This window comes from Mycobacterium sp. OAS707, assembly GCF_014873705.1.
Taxonomy (GTDB): domain Bacteria; phylum Actinomycetota; class Actinomycetes; order Mycobacteriales; family Mycobacteriaceae; genus Mycobacterium.
In genome coordinates this window covers 1,155,889-1,175,005 of the sequence record NZ_JADBDS010000003.1, presented here as the reverse complement: position 1 = coordinate 1,175,005, position 19,117 = coordinate 1,155,889, and the positions used below count along the sequence as shown (strand labels likewise).

The 19,117-nt window shown below is 65.6% G+C and carries 19 protein-coding genes and 1 pseudogene; 9 read left to right on the top strand and 11 right to left on the bottom strand.

Annotated features, from left to right (window positions below; genetic code table 11):
• Positions 1–27: 27 nt before the first annotated feature.
• The 6 genes and pseudogenes from gyrB to dnaA all read right to left on the bottom strand — a co-directional run bounded on the left by gyrB (position 28) and on the right by dnaA (position 8,196).
• Entirely contained in the window at positions 28–2,055 is a 2,028-nt protein-coding gene (gene gyrB, locus GGC64_RS23955; RefSeq protein WP_192724977.1) for a DNA topoisomerase (ATP-hydrolyzing) subunit B, read from the bottom strand.
• Positions 2,056–2,287: 232 nt separating this feature from the next.
• Positions 2,288–2,854: a DUF721 family protein gene (locus GGC64_RS23950; RefSeq protein ID WP_192724976.1), complete on the bottom strand. Its 567-nt coding sequence runs from the start codon at positions 2,852–2,854 to the stop codon at positions 2,288–2,290.
• On the bottom strand, positions 2,851–4,011 hold the full coding sequence (gene recF, locus GGC64_RS23945; RefSeq protein ID WP_192724975.1) for a DNA replication/repair protein RecF: 1,161 nt from the start codon (positions 4,009–4,011) through the stop codon (positions 2,851–2,853). Before recF ends, GGC64_RS23950 begins: the two co-directional genes overlap by 4 nt.
• Positions 4,012–4,917: pseudogene (gene gnd / locus GGC64_RS23940) on the bottom strand (phosphogluconate dehydrogenase (NAD(+)-dependent, decarboxylating)); the annotation flags it as partial. It abuts the gene before it with no gap.
• A 19-nt stretch (positions 4,918–4,936) separates the two neighbouring features.
• Positions 4,937–6,136, bottom strand: coding sequence for a DNA polymerase III subunit beta (gene dnaN, locus GGC64_RS23935; RefSeq protein WP_192724973.1), 1,200 nt, complete (start codon positions 6,134–6,136; stop codon positions 4,937–4,939).
• A gap of 557 nt (positions 6,137–6,693) precedes the next feature.
• Positions 6,694–8,196, bottom strand: coding sequence for a chromosomal replication initiator protein DnaA (gene dnaA / locus GGC64_RS23930; protein ID WP_192724972.1), 1,503 nt, complete (start codon positions 8,194–8,196; stop codon positions 6,694–6,696).
• Between the two features lie 571 nt (positions 8,197–8,767).
• On the opposite strand from dnaA, the gene rpmH reads away from it, so the two are divergent.
• The 9 genes from rpmH to GGC64_RS23885 all read left to right on the top strand — a co-directional run bounded on the left by rpmH (position 8,768) and on the right by GGC64_RS23885 (position 14,971).
• The gene (gene rpmH / locus GGC64_RS23925) at positions 8,768–8,911 is read left to right on the top strand and encodes a 50S ribosomal protein L34 (RefSeq protein WP_015310228.1); all 144 of its coding nucleotides are present in this window, start codon (positions 8,768–8,770) and stop codon (positions 8,909–8,911) included.
• 21 nt (positions 8,912–8,932) lie between these two features.
• Complete coding sequence (gene rnpA / locus GGC64_RS23920) at positions 8,933–9,298, top strand: ribonuclease P protein component (protein ID WP_192724971.1); 366 nt, start codon at positions 8,933–8,935, stop codon at positions 9,296–9,298.
• Positions 9,295–9,588, top strand: coding sequence for a membrane protein insertion efficiency factor YidD (gene yidD, locus GGC64_RS23915; RefSeq protein WP_192724970.1), 294 nt, complete (start codon positions 9,295–9,297; stop codon positions 9,586–9,588). The genes rnpA and yidD overlap by 4 nt, the downstream gene beginning before the upstream one ends.
• A gap of 43 nt (positions 9,589–9,631) precedes the next feature.
• Entirely contained in the window at positions 9,632–10,660 is a 1,029-nt protein-coding gene (gene yidC / locus GGC64_RS23910; protein ID WP_255528970.1) for a membrane protein insertase YidC, read from the top strand.
• 39 nt (positions 10,661–10,699) lie between these two features.
• Positions 10,700–11,251, top strand: coding sequence for a R3H domain-containing nucleic acid-binding protein (locus GGC64_RS23905; RefSeq protein ID WP_192725270.1), 552 nt, complete (start codon positions 10,700–10,702; stop codon positions 11,249–11,251).
• 70 nt (positions 11,252–11,321) lie between these two features.
• Positions 11,322–12,014 carry a 16S rRNA (guanine(527)-N(7))-methyltransferase RsmG gene (gene rsmG / locus GGC64_RS23900; RefSeq protein WP_192724968.1) on the top strand — a complete coding sequence of 231 codons (693 nt, stop codon included), beginning with the start codon at positions 11,322–11,324 and terminating at the stop codon, positions 12,012–12,014.
• On the top strand, positions 12,011–12,970 hold the full coding sequence (locus GGC64_RS23895) for a ParA family protein (RefSeq protein ID WP_192724967.1): 960 nt from the start codon (positions 12,011–12,013) through the stop codon (positions 12,968–12,970). The genes rsmG and GGC64_RS23895 overlap by 4 nt, the downstream gene beginning before the upstream one ends.
• Positions 12,971–12,999: 29 nt before the next feature.
• Positions 13,000–13,992 carry a ParB/RepB/Spo0J family partition protein gene (locus GGC64_RS23890; RefSeq protein ID WP_192724966.1) on the top strand — a complete coding sequence of 331 codons (993 nt, stop codon included), beginning with the start codon at positions 13,000–13,002 and terminating at the stop codon, positions 13,990–13,992.
• A 217-nt stretch (positions 13,993–14,209) separates the two neighbouring features.
• Positions 14,210–14,971, top strand: coding sequence for an acetyltransferase (locus GGC64_RS23885; RefSeq protein WP_192724965.1), 762 nt, complete (start codon positions 14,210–14,212; stop codon positions 14,969–14,971).
• 4 nt (positions 14,972–14,975) lie between these two features.
• Here the strand turns inward: GGC64_RS23885 and GGC64_RS23880 are convergent, their stop codons facing one another.
• The 5 genes from GGC64_RS23880 to sigM form a co-directional block, all read right to left on the bottom strand.
• Positions 14,976–16,172, bottom strand: coding sequence for a peptidoglycan-binding protein (locus GGC64_RS23880; RefSeq protein WP_370582278.1), 1,197 nt, complete (start codon positions 16,170–16,172; stop codon positions 14,976–14,978).
• A gap of 148 nt (positions 16,173–16,320) precedes the next feature.
• Positions 16,321–16,656 (bottom strand): thioredoxin, encoded by a 336-nt coding sequence (gene trxA / locus GGC64_RS23875; RefSeq protein WP_192724963.1) that lies wholly within the window; start codon positions 16,654–16,656, stop codon positions 16,321–16,323.
• Entirely contained in the window at positions 16,653–17,633 is a 981-nt protein-coding gene (gene trxB / locus GGC64_RS23870) for a thioredoxin-disulfide reductase (protein ID WP_192724962.1), read from the bottom strand. The genes trxA and trxB overlap by 4 nt, the downstream gene beginning before the upstream one ends.
• An 82-nt stretch (positions 17,634–17,715) precedes the next feature.
• Positions 17,716–18,462 (bottom strand): hypothetical protein, encoded by a 747-nt coding sequence (locus GGC64_RS23865; RefSeq protein ID WP_304611116.1) that lies wholly within the window; start codon positions 18,460–18,462, stop codon positions 17,716–17,718.
• 33 nt (positions 18,463–18,495) lie between these two features.
• A complete protein-coding gene (gene sigM / locus GGC64_RS23860) occupies positions 18,496–19,086 on the bottom strand; it encodes an RNA polymerase sigma factor SigM (protein ID WP_192724961.1) in 591 nt (196 codons plus the stop codon).
• Between the last annotated feature and the right edge of the window lie 31 nt (positions 19,087–19,117).

Sequence of the window (19,117 nt, the reverse complement as noted above, 5' to 3'; positions counted from 1 at the left end):
CAGCCTTATTGGTGGTTGAATCCGGCGTTAAACATCAAGGAAGCGAACGTCTTTGGCGTTGCGCGTGATGAAGCTGCGGCGCGCCTCGACGTCCTCGCCCATCAGGATCGAGAACAACTCGTCGGCAGCGGCCGCGTCATCGAGCGTCACCTGCCGCAGCACCCGCACCGACGGATCCATGGTGGTCTCCCACAGTTCCTTGGCGTCCATCTCGCCAAGGCCCTTGTACCGCTGGATGCCGTCGTCGGTGTTGATCTTGCGGCCTGCCTTCTTGCCCGCTTCGAGCAGACCGTCGCGTTCGCGGTCCGAGTAGGCGAACTCCGGCTCGCTGCGCTGCCACTTCAGCTTGTACAGCGGCGGCTGCGCCAGGAACACGTGGCCGTTCTCGATCAGCGGCTTCATGAACCGGAACAGCAGCGTCAGCAGCAGCGTCGAGATGTGTTGGCCGTCGACGTCCGCGTCGGCCATCAGCACGATCTTGTGATACCGCAGCTTGGCGAGGTCGAACTCGTCGTGAATGCCGGTGCCGAGCGCGGTGATGATCGCCTGCACTTCAGTGTTTTTCAGCACCCGGTCGATGCGGGCCTTCTCGACGTTGATGATCTTGCCGCGCAGCGGCAGGATCGCCTGGAACATCGAGTCGCGGCCGCTCTTCGCCGAGCCACCGGCCGAATCACCCTCCACCACATACAGTTCCGACTTGCGCGGATCCGTCGAGCGGCAGTCCGCCAACTTGCCCGGCAGGCCGCCGATGTCGGTGGCGCTCTTGCGGCGCACCAGCTCGCGGGCCTTGCGAGCTGCAAGGCGCGCCTGTGCAGACGAAACCGCCTTGTTCACAACGGTTTTCGCCTCAGCCGGGTTGGCCTCGAACCAGTGGCTCACCTGCTCGTTGCAGATCTTCTGCACGAACGACTTCACCTCGGTGTTGCCGAGTTTCGTCTTGGTCTGCCCCTCGAACTGAGGTTCGGCGACCTTGACCGAGATCACCGCGGCCAACCCCTCACGGATGTCGTCGCCGGTGAGGTTCGGGTCCTTGTCTTTGAGGAGCTTCTTGTCCTTGGCGTACTTGTTCACCACGGTCGTCAACGCCGCACGGAAGCCCTCTTCGTGGGTGCCGCCTTCGTGGGTGTTGATCGTGTTGGCGAAGGTGTGCACCGATTCGGAGTAGCCGGCGTTCCATTGCATCGCGACCTCGACCTCGTGACCTTCTCCCTTGCCGGAGAAATCGACGATGCTCTGGTGGATCGGCGTCTTGGTGCGGTTGATGTGCTTGACGAAGTCGACCAGGCCGCCGGGGTAGTGGAAGGTGCGGTGCTTCACCTTGTGCGGACCCGCCGCTTCGGCCGCTTGCTCCTCGGCTGACTTGGGCGCCTCGGCGGTGTCGCTGACGACCTCGTCGGTGACTTCCGCGGCAGTGACGCGCTCATCGGTGAGCGTGATGGTGAGTCCCTTGTTGAGGAACGCCATTTCCTGCAGGCGCCGCGCGACGGTCTCGAAGTCGTAGTTGGTGGTCTCGAAGACGTTGGGGTCGGCCCAGAACCTGATCGTGGTGCCGGTCTTCTTAGTCTTCTCGCCCTGCTTGAGGGTGCCGGGTATCGAATTGTCGTAAGTCTGGAACCACTCGTAGCCGTCGGTACGGATATCCGCCTCGAGCCTGGTGGACAGGGCGTTGACGACCGAGACGCCGACACCGTGCAGGCCGCCGGAGACGCTGTAGGCGCCTTCTTCGAACTTGCCGCCCGCGTGCAGCACCGTCATCACCACGTCGACGGTGGGGATTCCGGTCGAGTGCATCGCGACCGGGATGCCACGCCCGTTGTCGGTGACCTCCACGCCCCCGTCGTCGAGCAGCCGGACCGCCACCGCATCGGCGAACCCGGCCATCGCCTCGTCGACCGCGTTGTCCACTACCTCCCAGATGAGGTGGTGCAAGCCCCGCTCACCGGTGGACCCGATATACATGCCGGGTCGTTTGCGGACGGCTTCGAGACCCTCCAAGACCTTGATCGAATCGGCACCGTACTGTTCCTGTGCTTTCTTTTTCGCAGCAGCCACGGGCGGTAGCTTCCCTACTCTCTTTGGGGGTGGGCTTTGGCGGTGATCTGTTACCGCCGGCAAGTCATGCAACCAGTCTACCGTCACGCACCGTCAGGACCGATTCTGAGGCGGCGTTTCTACATACCTATTTGCGCCGCCTGTGGAATTTTTCGATCTCAGGTGCGTGAAGTCGCTTGAGAGGTAGGCTCGCGGCCTTCAGGCGGCTCTCAGCGCACCGGCGGAATGCCGGTCATCCGTATGTGTCGCGGGGCCCGCGGCCGGCGATGTGATACCGGCCCTTCCGCCACGACGGGGCCACCGGCCCGACGATTTTCAGCGACGTCACCACTCCGTCCCCGACCGCGGCGGCAATCTTCGCCAACAGCTGCGCCTGCACCATCCGCAGCTGCGTGGCCCAGGCCGTCGACTCGGCCGATACCGTGAGCACTCCGTCATGCAGTGACGTCGGCGTGGCATGTGCGGCGATCTGCTCGCCGACCAGCCCGTGCCATCGGCCGAACACCGATCCCTCGGCGACCCGGCCCGACCACCCGCGGCTACGCGCCAAGTCCGCTGTCAGCGACCCCAGCAGTTGCGGATCCCGGGAGTCCGGACCAGGGCCTGACCAGCGCCGACGACTGTTCCCGGCCACCCGCCGACGAACCGGTGCGTTGCGGCCGCGGCCGACGTCCTTGCCCTGGACCCGCGCCGCCCCCCGGGCTTCTTCCAGGGTTCGTCTGACCAAATCCATCCCGGCGAGACCGCTCAGGTGCGCGGGTGGACCTGCCGCTGTGTCGTCTTCATCTTCGGATGTCATGGCACCACCATCGAGACTCGGCCGCTGTCTTCCTCGCTCATCGTGATCTCGATCCGACGCGCATCCCAATCCGTTGGAATGTCGTCGTTCACCGCGGCGGTCACCAGGACCTGTTCCGCATTGGCCGCGACGTTGGCCAGCGCTTGCCGACGCGCGTTGTCGAGTTCGGCGAACACGTCGTCGAGCAACAGCACCGGATCACTGCCGTCGGCGCGCAACAGTTCATAAGCCGCCAGCCGCAGCGCCAGCGCCACCGACCACGATTCGCCATGGCTCGCAAAGCCTTTCGCGACCTGATCACCGAGCCGCAGCTCGAGATCATCGCGGTGTGGACCGACGAGACAGACCCCGCGCTCCAGTTCGGCGTCGCGGCGCCGGGCCAGCGCATCCAGCAGCGCGGCCTCGAATACCTCTACATCGTCGTTGCCGGCCGCGGCCTCCGCCTCGATCACGTCGACGCCGCTGCGGTACTGGATCGCGGCCGGTCGCGATGCCGGCGCCAGCAGTTGGTATGCCTTTTCGACTTCGGGGGACAGTTGGGTAACCAGCTCCACCCGGGCCGCGATCAGTTGTGCGCCGTGTGCGGCGAGGTGACCGTCCCACACATCGAGGGTGTCGAGCACGCTGCGGTCACCGCGGTAGCGCGCCGGTCCCGCGGTCTTGAGCAGAGCAGCGCGCTGGCGCAGCACCTTGTCGTAATCCGCACGGATCCCGGCGACCCGGGGCCGCCGAGTGGTCGCGAGTTCGTCCAGGTAGCGGCGGCGTTCGCCGGGGTCGCCGCGCACCAGCGCGAGGTCCTCAGGCGCGAACAGCACCGCACGCAATACACCGAGCACCTCGCGCGCCGACCGTACGGGGGAGCGGTTGAGCCGTGCCTTGTTGGCGCGGCCGGCGGTGATCTCCAAGTCGATGGCCAGCTCGCGACCCTCGTTGACGACAATCGTCGACACCACGGCGCGTTCGGCGCCTGCCCGAATCAGCGGTGCATCCGATGCGACCCGATGCGAACCCAAGGTCGACGAATACCACAGCGCCTCAACGAGATTCGTCTTGCCGAAGCCGTTGGGTCCGACGAACACGGTCCGGCCGGGCTCCAACTCCAGGTCGGCCTGCGGCCAGGACCGGAAGTCTTGCAAACCCAGACGGCGGACGTACACCTATCCCGACTCGCTCACACGCTTGACCGCATGGCCACCGAACTGGTTCCTCAGCGCGGCGACGGCTTTCATGGTCGGCGAGTCGTCCTGGCGCGACAAGAACCGGGCGAACAGCGATGCGGCGATGCCCGGCACCGGTACCCGCAACCGAATCGCCTCCTCCACCGTCCACCGACCTTCGCCGGAATCCTCGGTGTAGCCGGAAATGTCGGCGAGTTTGGGATCTTCCTTGAGTGCCCTGGCCAGCAGCTGCTGCAGCCACGACCGCACCACGGTGCCGTTCGTCCACGCCTGATAGACGGCTTGCGGATTCTTGACCAGGTCTTCTGCGGCCAGCAGCTCGTAGCCCTCGGCATACGCGGTCATCAGCGCGTATTCGACACCGTTGTGGACCATCTTGGTGAAATGGCCTGCCCCGACCGGGCCGGCATGGACGAAACCGTCTTCGCGGGGACCCGGCGGACGCAGCACGTCGAAGATCGGCATCGCCCGCTCGACGTCGGCATCACTACCGCCGACCATCAGGCCGTAGCCTTCCTTCAAACCCCAGATCCCGCCCGACACGCCTGCGTCGATGAACGCGATTCCCTTGTCGTTCAACAGTTTTGCGTGCGGCTCGTCTTCGGTATAGCGGGAGTTGCCGCCGTCGATCACCAAGTCACCAGAGCCGAGTACATCGGCAAGGGCGGTGATGGTTTCGTGGGTGACCGTGCCCGAAGGCACCATCACCCACACAACTCGTGGTGTGGGTAGCGCTTCGGCGAGCGCCGCAAGTGTCGGCACGTCGGTGACCTCTGGCCTCGGGTCGTAGCCGATCACCTCGTGGCCGCCCTCGCGCAGGCGCTCCCGCATGTTGAAACCCATTTTGCCCAGGCCGACGAGACCTAATTGCATGTGCGCGCCTCTTTCGTGGCGGTAGGGCCGGTCAGCCCGGAAGCCGCACCGGCATCAACAGGTACACGTAGTCGGTTTGGGCGGCCGGGAACGGACCACTTGTGCCGACAGACCCATCATCCTCACCTGCCGGGCGCAACACAGCGGGACGGCTGGGTGTCGTGAAACCAAACGTCACGCGCTCCGAATGCAGCGAGCCCAGCCCGTCGGTGAGATATGTCGGGTTGAACGCGATTGTCAGCGGGTCACCGGAGAACGTGACCGGAAGATCTTCTTCCGCGCGGCCGACGTCATCGGCGCCTGCCGACAGCCGCAGCACATCGTCGGAGAACTCCATCCGCACCTGCGCACCGCGGTCGGCGACCAGGGCCACACGCTTGATCGCCTCGGTGAGCTCGGCGACGCCGATGGTCGCGATCGCCGTGTGCTCGGCGGGCAGCAGCTGACGAAACTTCGGGAACTCCGCGTCGAGCAGACGGGTGGTGCTGCGCTTACCGTCGCTGCGAATACCGAGCAGGCCTTCCTTGCCGACCGCTGCTCCGGCCCCGAGTGACAGGTGCACATCGGCGCCGTCCGTACCCGCCTTCGCCGCCTCCGCCAAGGTCTTGGCCGGCACCAGCACCGCGGCCTCGATGTCAGCCGACTCCGTCGACCAAGTGAGTTCGCGCACCGCGAGACGGAAGCGGTCGGTGGCCGCCAAAACGACCTTCTCGCCGGAGATCTCGACGCGAATGCCCGTCAGCATCGGGAGTGTGTCGTCGCGACCGGCGGCGACAGCGACCTGGCCGATGGCCTCACCGAACAGCTGCGACGAAATCACACCCGTGTCCTCGGGCAGTGCCGGCAGCGCCGGGTAGTCCTCGACGGCCATGGTCGGCAACGAGAACCGGGCACTGCCGCACGTCAACGAAACCCGGGTGCCTTCGACGCTGACGTCGACCGGTTTGGCGGGCAGTGCCCTCGTGATGTCGGACAGCAGCCGACCGGACACCAAAACGCTTCCGGGAGAAGCGATTTCGGCTGCAACCCGCACCTCGGCCGACACTTCGTAGTCGAATCCGGAGATCGTCAGCCCGTCATCGGACCCGGTGAGCAACACACCGGCCAGGACGGGCACCGTCGGTCTGGACGGCAAATTCCTGGCGACCCAGGCCACGGCGTCGGCGAAGTCTTCACGAACTAACCGGAACTTCAAATCGGTGAGACCAGCGGTTGTCGTCGCCACGTCCATAGCGTCCCTTCGATACACACCACAACAAGGTCTAACCAGCGGTTTTCCGGTGTCTCGCGCCGCGTCTCCCCGATGCGTCCCAACGACCGTAACGGCTGTCGATGAACCACCGTAGAGCTTTCCGGCTCAACTTGAAAGCTAATCGATCGGGGTGACATCCGCCGTCGCAAAGCGGCTCGGCGCACTGAGAATCGATGTGTCCCCAGGTGGCTTCTTCTAAGGAGAAACTTCGGAGATATATGAGCAACAGTATTAGGGGTTGTGCACATTGGGGATAACCGGGTGTCGGCGCAGCGTGCCATGCGTGTCGGCGTGTGAGGGAATTGTGGACAATTCGCCGCGGATCGTCGCTGCATTGTGGACTTCGGCGGTGTTGTGAAGAAAGCACCGAGTAATCCGGAACTTGGTAGCAAGTTGTCCACATCGGCATCCACACGGCTGCTCTGTGACAAGTGATGCCGACGATGCCAAAGTTTTTCGGAGATTTTTTGTCAGTACCCGCGCAGAAGCTCCTCGCCCCGGGAGTGCGGGACGACAAACGGACAGCAGAACGTCGGTCAGCGCTTGGAGCGCTGGCGGATTCGCGTGGTGAGTTCCTTGACGTGATCGAACACCTCTCGGCGTTCAGCCATCTCGCCGCGGATCTTCTTTTCGGCATACATGACCGTGGTGTGGTCACGGCCGAACGCCTGCCCGATCTTGGGCAGGGACAGATCGGTGAGTTCGCGGCACAGGTACATGGCGATTTGGCGCGACTGTGCCAGCGCCCGTGTCTTGCCGGGCCCGCGGAGTTCTTCGACGCTGGTTTGGAAGTACTCGGCGGTGGCGGCCATGATCGCCGCGGTGCTGATCTGCATGGTCCCTGCATCGGCGATCAGGTCGCGCAGCACGATCTCGGCGAGTGACTTGTCGATCGGCGTCTTGTTCAGCGATGCGAACGCGGTGACTCGGATCAGCGCGCCCTCGAGTTCGCGGATGTTGCGTTCGATGCTGCTGGCGATGAGCTCGAGCACGTCACCCGGCACGTCAAGCCGGTCCATCTGCGCCTTCTTGCGCAGAATCGCGATGCGGGTCTCCAGTTCGGGCGGCTGAACGTCGGTGATCAGCCCCCATTCGAACCGGGTACGCAACCGGTCTTCCAGCGTGGCCAGCTGTTTGGGCGGCCGATCCGAGGAGATCACGATCTGCTTGTTCGCGTTGTGCAGCGTGTTGAAGGTATGGAAGAACTCTTCCTGAATGCCTTCCTTGCCCTCGATGAACTGGATGTCGTCGACCAGCAGCACGTCGATGTCGCGGTAGCTGCGCTTGAACGACGCTTTGCGGTCGTCGCGCAGAGAGTTGATGAAGTCGTTGGTGAATTCTTCGGTCGACACGTACTTGACGCGCATGCCCGGAAACAACCGCTGGGCGTAGTTGCCGGCGGCGTGCAAAAGATGGGTCTTGCCGAGTCCGGACTCACCCCAGATGAACAACGGGTTGTAGGCCCGCGCGGGCGCCTCAGCAATCGCGAGACTCGCGGCGTGAGCGAATCTGTTGGACGCCCCGATGACGAACGTGTCGAAGGTGTAGCGGCGGTTGAGATTGACCGCGGTCGGCTCGCCGGCGGGCGTGTTCTGCGGCCGGTTCGAGAAGTAGGTCGGCCAGCTTTCCTCAGCGCTGGCGAGGGCCTCCGAGACTTCGTCGACCTCGTCGGGTTCCGCGTTGGCCGCCGCTGCCGCGAAGCCGTTGACACCCTCGTCGGGCTCAGTGACCGCCGGCGCGGCGATGCGCACACCCAGCTCGACGCGCTGTCCGAGCTGACGGCTGAGCGCGGTGATGATCGGTTCGCGCAGATGACGTTCGATCTCGTTTTGCACAAACGGCGTCGGCACCGACAGCAGGGCAAATCCCTCGGCGATGACGAGCGGCTGGACCAGCTTTAACCAGGCTCTTTGCTGCGGGGTAAGCGTGGGGAGCGTGGAGTCCCCATTTATGGTCTCGCCGGAGTCGGTCTCACCGTTGAGTTCGGCAACAACGTTGTTCCAAACGGCGACGAATGGGGGATCGGGGTCAGCTGTCAAAGACGAGAACCCCCTAAAGGCCGATCCAGGGACGACCAAAGGAACGATGACGGTCTGTCCACATAGTTATCCACAGGCTGTGGAGACAGGACAGTCGTCGTCGCTCTGTTGTCTACCGGCGTGGACGCCGCGGGCCGGGGCTCGTCACAGTGGTGGTGCAATCTGTGGGCTCGCGACCTGTTTGGCATCTCCGCTTCGTTGTCTGTCGCCGTTTCGTTATCGAATCGGCATTGGCAGAAGCTAACAGTTTTCTTCCCGAGTGCCAACCGTTCTGCAACATTCCGCGGAGGTAGATTTTTGCTCACTCGGGGCGCGTGACGGCTGTGGCGAATGTGAACCCGCGCGCGGTGCAGAGCGATCGCTCGGGCGAGGTTTGACCCAGCGAAATCTCGTCAGTACCCTCGAACAGTCGCCCGCACGTGGCGATACGGCTGCGACCCACGACATCATGGGGACCGCGCCGGTTAGCAAGCGAGACGGACGAGCTTACCAACGGCAATCGCGTCCCCACCGGTATGAGGATTCATCGGCGTGGGTTGCGGATGCCAGACGCAACGAGGAGTGAACAGCCGTGGCCAAGGGCAAGCGGACCTTTCAGCCCAACAACCGCCGACGCGCGCGGGTGCATGGGTTCCGGCTGCGGATGCGCACCCGGGCCGGTCGAGCGATCGTGTCGAACCGGCGCGGCAAGGGGCGCCGCAAGCTGACTGCGTGATTCGACGCAAGGTCTAGCGCGGTGCTTCCGGCTCGGTACCGGATGACGCGGTCGACAGACTTCGGTGCCACCGTCAGTAAAGGGGTGCGCGCGGTGCAGCCCGATCTCGTGGTGCACGCGCTGCGGTCTGGCGACGTTGGCTCCGCGGATGGACCGCTGATCGGATTGGTCGTTTCGAAAGCTGTCGGCGGCGCGGTGCAGCGGCACCGGGTCGCCCGTCGTCTGCGCCACGTCGCGCGGACCGTGCTCAATGAACTGGATTCGGCGGACCGCGTGGTGATCCGTGCGTTGCCGGGCAGCAGTCATGCGATCTCGGCGCGGCTGGAACAGGAACTGCGAACGGCGATCCGCCGCACACGTGCGCGCAGTGAGGCGTCGAGCCAATGAGTTTCGCCGCCCGGGGAGCGATCTTCTTCATCGAGCTGTATCGCCACATGATTTCGCCGATGCGGTTACCCACCTGCCGGTTCACGCCGACGTGCAGTCAGTACGCGGTCGACGCGCTGGGTGAGTACGGGTTGATACGGGGCGGGACGCTGGCCATGGTGCGACTGCTGAAGTGTGGCCCGTGGCATCGGGGAGGATGGGATCCGATACCCGAGCGCCGAGGCGACTCGCAGCACGACGACTTCTGGGACAGCCCAGCGGAGCAACGGAAGAGCGAAACGCGTGTTTGATTGGTTCAGCCTGGACTTCATCTACTGGCCCGTGTCGGCGATCATGTGGGCTTGGTACAAGGCGTTTGCCTTCGTGCTCGGACCGTCGAACTTCTTCGCATGGGCGCTGTCGGTGATGTTCCTGGTCTTCACGCTGCGCGCGATTCTCTACAAGCCGTTCGTGAGGCAGATCCGCACCACGCGACAGATGCAGGAGTTGCAGCCACAGATCAAGGCGCTGCAGAAGAAGTACGGCAAGGACCGCCAGCGGATGGCGCTGGAAATGCAGAAGCTACAGCGCGAGCACGGGTTCAACCCGCTGATGGGCTGCCTGCCGATCTTCGCGCAAGTCCCGGTGTTCCTCGGGCTGTATCACGTGCTGCGTTCGTTCAACCGGACCGTGACGGGCGGCATGGGCGGCAGCTTCGGGCCGCATCTGTCGGTGGAGCAGAACCGGGCGACGGGCAACTACATCTTCAGCGCGACCGACGTCGGGCACTTCCTGGACGCCAACCTGTTCGGTGCCCCGATCGGCGCATCGATGATCCAGTCTTCCGGTCTGGACGCGTTCACCGAATTCAGCAGGAGCGCGGTGGTGGCAGTCAGCCTGCCGCTGATGATCGCCGCGGGCATCGCGACGTACTTCAACAGCCGGGCTTCCGTGGCGCGCCAGAGTCCAGAGGCGGCAGCCAACCCGCAGACCGCGATGATGAACAAACTGGCGCTCTACGTGTTCCCGCTCGGCGTCGTCGTCGGCGGCCCGTTCCTGCCGATCGCGATCATCTTGTACTGGTTCTCGAACAACATCTGGACGTTCGCGCAGCAGCACTACGTCTTCGGGAACATCGCCAAGGAAGAAGAAGCCAAGAAGGTCGAGGCGCAGGAGAGACGTGCGGCCAATGCGCCGAAGCCGGGCGCCAAACCCGATCGACAACGGAAACCTGACAGCGCACCGAGCGAGCCGGCGGTCAGCGACGGTGTGGAAGTCACGGACTCGCCGGACGCCGTGATCGACGGGAAGCCGGCGCCGGAGACGCCGGGCCCGGGAGCGACGCCGCGGCCTGGCGCGCGACCCAAGAAGCGGAAACGTTGACCGGAGCACGATCCGGTGGTGGATGAGGGAGAGACAGTGATGACGGACGCCGAGACGACCGAACGCAGCGACGAGTTGACCGACGACGACAACGGCACGGAAACCGCGACCGCAACGGGAGAGGACCTCGAAGAGCGGTTGGTAGCCGAAGGCGAGATCGCAGGCGACTATCTCGAGGAATTGTTGGACCTGCTGGACTTCGACGGCGATATCGATCTGGATGTCGAGGGCGACCGCGCGGTGGTGAGCATCGACGGCGGTGGTGACCTGACGAAGTTGGTGGGACGCAAGGGCGAGGTGCTCGACGCGCTGCAGGAGCTGACCCGGTTGGCGGTGCACCAGAAGACCGGTGAGCGCAGCCGGCTGATGCTGGATATCGCGCGCTGGCGTCGGCGGCGCCGCGACGAGTTGGCCGCGCTTGGCGAGAAGGTCGCCCGTCGGGTGTTGGAGTCGGGGGAGCGAGAAGAGCTGACCCCGATGACGCCGTTCGAGCGGAAGATCGTGCACGACGCGGTCGCCGCCGTCGACGGTGTGCACAGCGAAAGCGAGGGCGTCGAGCCTTCGCGCCGCGTGGTTGTGCTGCTCGACTGAGGCACGAGTTACACGGATGTAGTTCCTGCGCCACCCCGTTTGGGCCCGCGAGATCCGGAGGATGTTTCACGTGAAACATGTGGAGGTGACCGCGGCGCCGGAAGCCGCGGCGGTCCTCTTCGGGTCGGAGTTGGCGCGCGCCCAGCGGTACGCCGAAATCTTGGCGGGGGCGGGCGTGGAGCGCGGCCTGCTCGGACCCCGGGAAGTCGACCGCATCTGGGACCGTCACATATTGAATAGTGCGGCGGTGGCCGAATTGCTCGACCCGAACGAGCGGATCGCCGACATCGGTAGTGGAGCCGGGCTACCCGGGATACCGTTGGCGTTGGCCCGGCCCGACCTTCGGCTCACGCTCATCGAACCACTTCTTCGCCGCAGTGAGTTCCTGCGCGAGGTGGCCGACGATCTGGGTCTCGAGATCGCGATCGTTCGGGGCCGGGCCGAGGATCGGTCCGTGCGACAGCAAGCGGGGGAGATGGACGCGGTTGTCTCCAGAGCGGTGGCGGCTCTGGACAAGCTGACGAAGTGGAGCGTGCCGCTGCTCCGTCCGGATGGCCGGATGGTGGCGATCAAGGGCGAACGTGCGGAAAACGAGATCCGGGAGCACCGGCGTGTGATGGCAACGCTGGGTGCGGTCGATGTAAGGGTGATGAAATGTGGCGCGGACTTCTTGGACCCACCCGTGACCGTGGTCGTGGCGCGGCACGAGGGGACGGTTCGGGGGGCGGACCGACCGCCACGAACGGGCAGGAGAAGAGGATGACTCCGGAGGAGTCGCAACATCCCGATGTTTCACGTGAAACATGGGAGGGTCCGCCGAGGGAATCGTGGGCCGACCAAGCCGGAATCGATACCCCGATCGGAGCCGAGGCAGAGCGCGCCGTCAAACTGCTGCACGCCGCGGCGAAGGGCGGACTACCCCGGCCGGCGCGCCAGCGAGTCTTTACGATCGCCAACCAGAAGGGCGGCGTCGGCAAGACGACGACGGCGGTCAATGTCGCCGCGGCGCTTGCGCTCCAGGGACTGAGCATCCTCGTGATCGACCTCGACCCGCAGGGCAACGCCAGCACCGCACTCGGCATCGAACACCGCGAAGGCACCCCGTCGTCCTACGAGGTGTTGATCGGTGAGATCCCACTGCAGACCGCGATCCAGCGCAGCCCGCACAGCGAGCGACTGTTCTGCGTTCCGGCGACCATCGACCTCGCAGGCGCCGAGATCGAATTGGTCAGCATGGTGGCGCGCGAAGGACGGCTACGCACCGCACTCGCTGCCCTGAAGGACTACGACTTCGACTACGTCTTCATCGACTGCCCGCCGTCGCTTGGCTTGCTGACCATCAACGCGCTCGTGGCCGCCCCCGAGGTGTTGATCCCGATCCAGTGCGAGTACTACGCGCTGGAGGGGGTGGGGCAGCTGCTCCGCAACATCGAGATGGTCAAGGCGCACCTCAACCCGGAGCTGAACGTCACCACCGTCATCCTCACCATGTACGACGGCCGCACCAAGCTCGCCGACCAAGTCGCCGCCGACGTGCGGGCACATTTCGGGGACAAGGTGCTGCGGACCGTTATCCCGCGCAGCGTCAAGGTGTCCGAAGCACCCGGCTACGGCATGACGATCCTCGACTACGACCCCGGCTCGCGAGGCGCGATGAGCTATATCGATGCCAGCCGCGAACTCGCCGAGCGAGGCGCACCGCAAGGACAAAGCCGATAACCCGTGTTCGCGAGCAGGAGACAGCACCAATGACTCAACCCAAGAACAAGCGAAGCGGCCTCGGCAGGGGACTGGCATCGTTGATCCCCACCGGCCCGGCCGACGATGAGGCGGCGGTCCCCTTTGGCTCGCGAATGGGCAACGCCGCCGCCGACGTCGTGATCGGCGGATCATCGGTCACCGACGCCGCAGCTGCCGACGTCGGCGCCACCTACCGCGAGATCGATCCGTCGACTATCGACCCCAACCCCAAACAGCCGCGCCAGGTATTCGACGAGGAGTCCCTCTCCGAACTCGTGCATTCCATTCGCGAGTTCGGCCTCATGCAGCCGATCGTTGTGCGTGCCGTGCCGGGCACTCCGCAGGGGGCTCCGCGGTATCAGCTCGTCATGGGGGAGCGGCGCTGGCGCGCAGCGCAGCAGGCCGGCCTTGCGACCATTCCGGCGATCGTGCGCGAGACCGCCGACGACAGCATGCTGCGCGACGCGCTGTTGGAGAACATTCACCGCGTCCAACTCAACCCGCTTGAAGAGGCGGCGGCCTATCAACAGCTGCTCGACGAGTTCGAAGTCACCCACGATGAACTGGCCGCCCGCATCGGCCGGTCGCGCCCGCTGATCACGAACATGATCCGGCTGCTTCGGTTGCCGATCGCCGTACAGCGGCGGGTGGCAGCCGGCGTGCTGTCCGCCGGGCACGCCCGCGCTCTGCTGGCGCTGGAAGGCGGGCCGGAGCAGCAGGAGGAACTGGCGGCGCGCATCGTCGCCGAGGGGCTTTCGGTGCGCGCCACCGAGGAGGCCGTCACGCTGGCGAACCGCGAGGCTCCGTCGGCCCCGTCGGCTCCGCGCCGCAAGCCGATTCACATGCCCGGGCTGCAGGACGTTGCTGAGCGGCTGTCGACGGCGTTCGACACGCGAGTGACGGTCAGCCTCGGCAAACGAAAAGGCAAGATCGTGGTCGAGTTCGGCTCGGTCGACGACTTGCAACGGATAGTCGAACTCATGAGCGCGACCAAGGGCTGACCTACCACACGACGTAATTACGTCACTGTGACACGAAGCGGCCACCCGGACTGTCCACACGACTGCGGCAAAGGAAAACCCATGTGCAGCAACGGGATTCGTATCGGCGGTCCCTGCTGATGAACGAACCCGACGAAAAGGGGCCATCGGCGCCGGGTGCTTCTATCCTGGAGTGGCAGCCGGGCATTTCAGCACCGCGCAGAACTCGGGGAGTTTAGTGGCAGCGCGCATCACGCCTCTACGGCTCGAAGCATTCGAGCAGCTGCCCAAGCACGCACGCCGCTGCGTGTACTGGGAGGTGGATCCGGCGACCCTGCGGGCCGACGACCACCTCAGTGACCCCGAATTCGAGAAGGAAGCGTGGCTGTCGATGGTCATGCTCGAGTGGGGGTCGTGCGGTCAGATGGCAGTGCAGTGCCGCGACTCCGAGGCGGACATCGAGGAAGACCCGGCGATGCCGTTCGACATCGGCGACAACCCCTGCCTTGGCTACGCGTTCTACGCGCCACCCGGGGCGGTGCCCCGCGCGCGGCATTTCCCCACCGGCCCGGTGAGCGCCGACGCCGTGTTGCTGACCTCGCTCGGCGTCGAGTCCGGCCATGATGCCGACGCACTGTCGCGGCATCTGATCGCATCGGTGGTCGGCGATCTTGTCCGCCGCGGCGTTCGTGCGCTGGAAGCGTTCGGGCGTACCGCCGAAGTGACCGAACTGCAGGACCCCATGGCGGTGGCACCCGAATTGCGGCCCGTCGTCGAGGTACTTGGGGACTGCGCGGTGGACCAGTGCATGCTCGACGTCGACATGCTGCGGGACGCCGGCTTCGTCGTCGTCACACAGCACCGCTACTTCCCCCGCCTGCGACTGGAACTCGAGCAGGGGCTGGGATGGAAGGCCGAAGTGGAGGCGGCGCTGGAGCGGCTACTGGAAAGCGCTCAGCTCCAACAGCCGGTCGGCGCGGGCGCGGGTCCCTGCCTGTAGGGGACTAAGTCGGGCTGACTCGGCCGGCCTGCTCGACCGACAATTCGTGGGCCAACAGCTCGGCGAAAGTGAATGTGCCCGTTGGTCGGTCGTTCTTGCCGAGGAGATAGAGCCGCTTGACCGCGGCGAGCACACCCTCGGCGATCGAATCACGAGCCTGCGCCGAGACCAGCATGCCCCGGTCGTGGGGGTTAGTGATGTAGCCGACGTCGACCTGCACGGTGGGCATGCGGGTCAGCCGCAGCAGATCCCAGGTCCTGCCATGGGTGCGGCAGTCGCGTAATCCGGTGCGCGCCACCACTTCTCGCTGAATGAAATCGGAAAGCATGCGGCCGATGGTGGAGACTGACCCGTGCGAATTGCCGAAGTGGAACGAGGCGACGCCGTTGGCGGACGGGCTGGCGTGCGCCGCGCAGCGCAGGCTGATCATCAGGTCGGCGCCGACGGTGTTGGCCGTCGCGGCTCGCTCGGCATCCGAGGGTGCGCGGTTCACCGGGCGGGACAAGAACGTCTCCATGCCGATCGCGGTCATCCGGCCCTCGAGCCGACTTGCCAAGTCCCACAGGATGTCTGCCTCGCTGATCGGCCCGGCAGGACCATTCATGATCAGGCCGTGATCGCTACCGCCGCGGCCCGGATCGATGATGATGCGCTTGCCCGACAGCCGCGGCCCTGAGCGGCGAACCAGTTCCTCTTCGCGAATCGCGTGCGGTGAGCCGCCGGTGACCCGCGAACCCAGAAAGTACAAGGAGCGCAACGTTTCTGGGCCACAGATGCCGTCGGGATAGAGGCCGTACTCGCGCTGATAGGACATCAGCGCGTTGTGGGTCTGCAGGCCGAAGTGTCCGTCGACGAGCCCGGTGTAGAAGCCGAGGTCCTGCAGCCGCGCCTGCAGCGTCGCAACGTCATCGCCGTACATCGGCGCACCGAACTGATGGTTGAGCGTGCGGGCGCCCAAGCGGTATGACGCTTCTTTGAGCGCACGGAAGGTCGCCTCGCCGACGATCCCGTCGACGAGCAGCCCGCGGTGCTGCTGAAATGCGCGCACGGCGTGGTCGAGTTCGTCGTCGAATACGTCGACAGCGACGTGTCGACCGGTGGTGAGGTCTTCGTCGGGGTTGTCGATCATGCCCAACGCCGCCAGTGCCGCCCGGATCTCGGTGACCGCACCCCCGCGGTCACCGTGACGCAGACTCGACATACTCGACCCTTCCCCGGCTGCCCTGCGGGCCGGCATATGTCAGCCCGAAAAACGCTGACGAAGCAAAGACAGGCTAGGCAGCATTGTCGCAGACGGTTCCCATTTTCGAGAAAACCCCAGGCGGGTGTCAGGCCCGCTAATCGCGGCGTTAGACCACGTCAGCGAGCTCGCGCAGCAGCGCGGCCTTGCCTTTCGCGCCGACGATCCGCTTCACCGGGGCGCCGCCCTTGAACAGGATCATCGTCGGGATCGAGACGACCTGAAAGTCGCGTGCGGTCGCGGGGTTGGCGTCGACGTCGAGCTTGGCCACCTTCAGCGAGCCGGCCTTGTCGTTGGCGATCTCCTCGAGCACGGGGGCGACCATCTTGCACGGCCCGCACCAGGTGGCCCAGAAGTCGACCAGCACCGGCGTGCTGCTGGACAGCACGTCGTCGGAGAACGAGTCGTCAGTTACGGCGACGGTCGCGGAAGTCTTCTCGGTCATCGTTGGGCTCCAATCAGATCGGTGTTGTCATCCGTTGTGGCGGAAGCGTTTTCAGCCAACCAGCGCTCGGCGTCGATGGACGCCGAACAGCCGGTCCCCGCCGCGGTGATGGCTTGGCGGTAGGTGTGGTCGACGAGGTCACCCGCGGCGAAAACGCCGTCCACCGACGTGCTCGTGGTCCGGCCCTTGGTCAGCACATAGCCTTCGGCGTCGAGATCGACCTGGCCGCGCACCAACTCCGACCGCGGGTCATGGCCGATCGCGACGAACACACCGGTCACAGCGAGTTCGGATTCTTCACCGGTGACCGCGTTGCGCAACCGCACACCGGTGACCTTCGGATCGCCCTCGATCGACGTCACCTGGGTGTTGGTGAGGAACCTGATCTTCTCGTTCTCACGGGCGCGCTCGAGCATGATCTTGGAGGCGCGGAACTCCTCGCGGCGGTGGATGAGCGTGACGCTGCGGGCGAACCGGGTGAGGAAGGTCGCTTCCTCCATCGCGGAGTCGCCGCCGCCGACCACGGCGATGTCTTGGTCGCGGAAGAAGAAGCCGTCACACGTCGCACAGGTGGAAACGCCCATGCCGATCAGCGCCTCCTCGCCGGGCACACCGAGGTGCCGGGCCTGTGCGCCCATCGCGAGGATGACGGCACGCGCCTGGTAGGTGTCGTCGCCGACGGTCACCGACTTGACCGGCCCCTCGAGTGAGACGGCGTCGACGTCCTCCATCCGCAGGTCCGCGCCGAAGCGCAGCGCCTGCTCGCGCATCTCGTCCATCAACTCCGGGCCGGTGATGCCCTCACGGAAACCGGGGTAGTTCTCGACCTCGGTGGTGGTCATCAGCGCGCCGCCGAATTGGGTGCCCTCGAATACCAACGGCTTCAGCTGTGCGCGGGCCGCGTACACCGCGGCGGTGTAACCGGCCGGGCCTGAGCCGATGATGATGACGTCATGAACGGTGGATGAGGAGGTCATGCGAACCTTTCTGCCGTATCACGTCGGCACGGATACAAACACCAGGGTATGCCCCGGTGTTCCCGGTGGCCTGCAGGACAGATTACGGACGAGCGACCAACGTATTGGCGAGCAGCCCGCTGTGACCCGCATTGCAGTCCGCCTCGACGACCAGTGCGAGAACTGTTCGCGGGGTGTCTGCGGGCAACACGATCAGCACCGCGGCCCGACCGTTCATGTCGACTGGCCGAGCGCCGAGCACCGCGGTCGCACCCGAGTAGCCGAGCGCGGACAGGCAGGAGGCCCGCTGCGCGGGGTCGGCCAGGGGGCCGTAGTCCGGGCGCTGCGACAGCAGCCCGACGATCTGCGGGTTCGACAGCGGCAGCTCGGTGGCCTGTCGCGTGACCGTGATGCTCTCGGCGGTCGGTCCCATCGACCATCTCGGCGCTGGGTCGCGCGTCAGCATCAGGCCGCCGACGACGGCGCCGACGACCGCTGCGCAGACGCCCGTGACGAGCGCAGCGAGCTGCCACCGCGGCGTGTGCCGAGCCGAATGTGCAGGGGCGTGGCGTTGCTCTCTCAGGGCGGCGCCGATGCGGGCGCTCACTTCGGCGGGGACCTCGGGCGCAGAGGACGCGTCGGCGCCGAGATCGGCGAGGTCGCGGCGGACCCGGTCGAGCGCCGCGAGCGTGGCTGCGGCGTCGGGATCAGTGCGGACACGCTGGCGTAGCTCCGCGGCCGTGGCGTCGTCGAGCAGGCCGGCCTGCAGGTCGGCGAGCAGCTCGGGCGTGATCGCCTCGGGTTCGCGCCCCGCGCCGTCGTCCATCGCCGCCCCCGCCGGTTGTGCCATGCCCTGACGCAAGCCAGTCTCCACCACGGACGGTTAGACGCTGCCCCCGACATCACGGTTCCCGCTGTGTGTCGCGGCGCCGGCGTTGAAGTGTTCGAGCGCTTCGGCCAGCTTTGCCCTGGCCCGCGAGCACCGGCTCTTCACGGTGCCCTCGGCGATGCCCAGCATCCTCGCGGTCTCGGCCACCGAGTAGCCCTGCATGTCGACCGCGACGACCGCGGCGCGTTGTTCGAGCGGCAGCCGCATCAGGGCACGCTCGACGACGATCGCGGTGTCGACGTGCGGCATCGGATCGCCGATGTGACAGGCGTCGTCGTCAAGGGCGGTGGTGGGATTGTGCATGTGCCGGCGCAACCGGTCCAGGCAGGCGTTGACGACGATGCGGTAGAGCCAACTGCTGACCGCTGAGTCATGGCGGAAGGCGGGCGCATTGCGATGCGCCTTGAGCATCGCGTCCTGCAGGGCGTCCGCGGCGTCTTCGGGGCTGCGGCTGGACATCTGCGCCAGCCGGTACAGCTGGCGTTGGTGTCGGTAGAACAGCTCCTCGAAGGCGTACCGGTCACCGGCGACGTGAGCGGCCAGCAACTCGGCATCCGACCGGCCGACTGTCTCGAAGCTCCCCACAAGCGAACACTAAGCGGATTCCCAGGCAGCT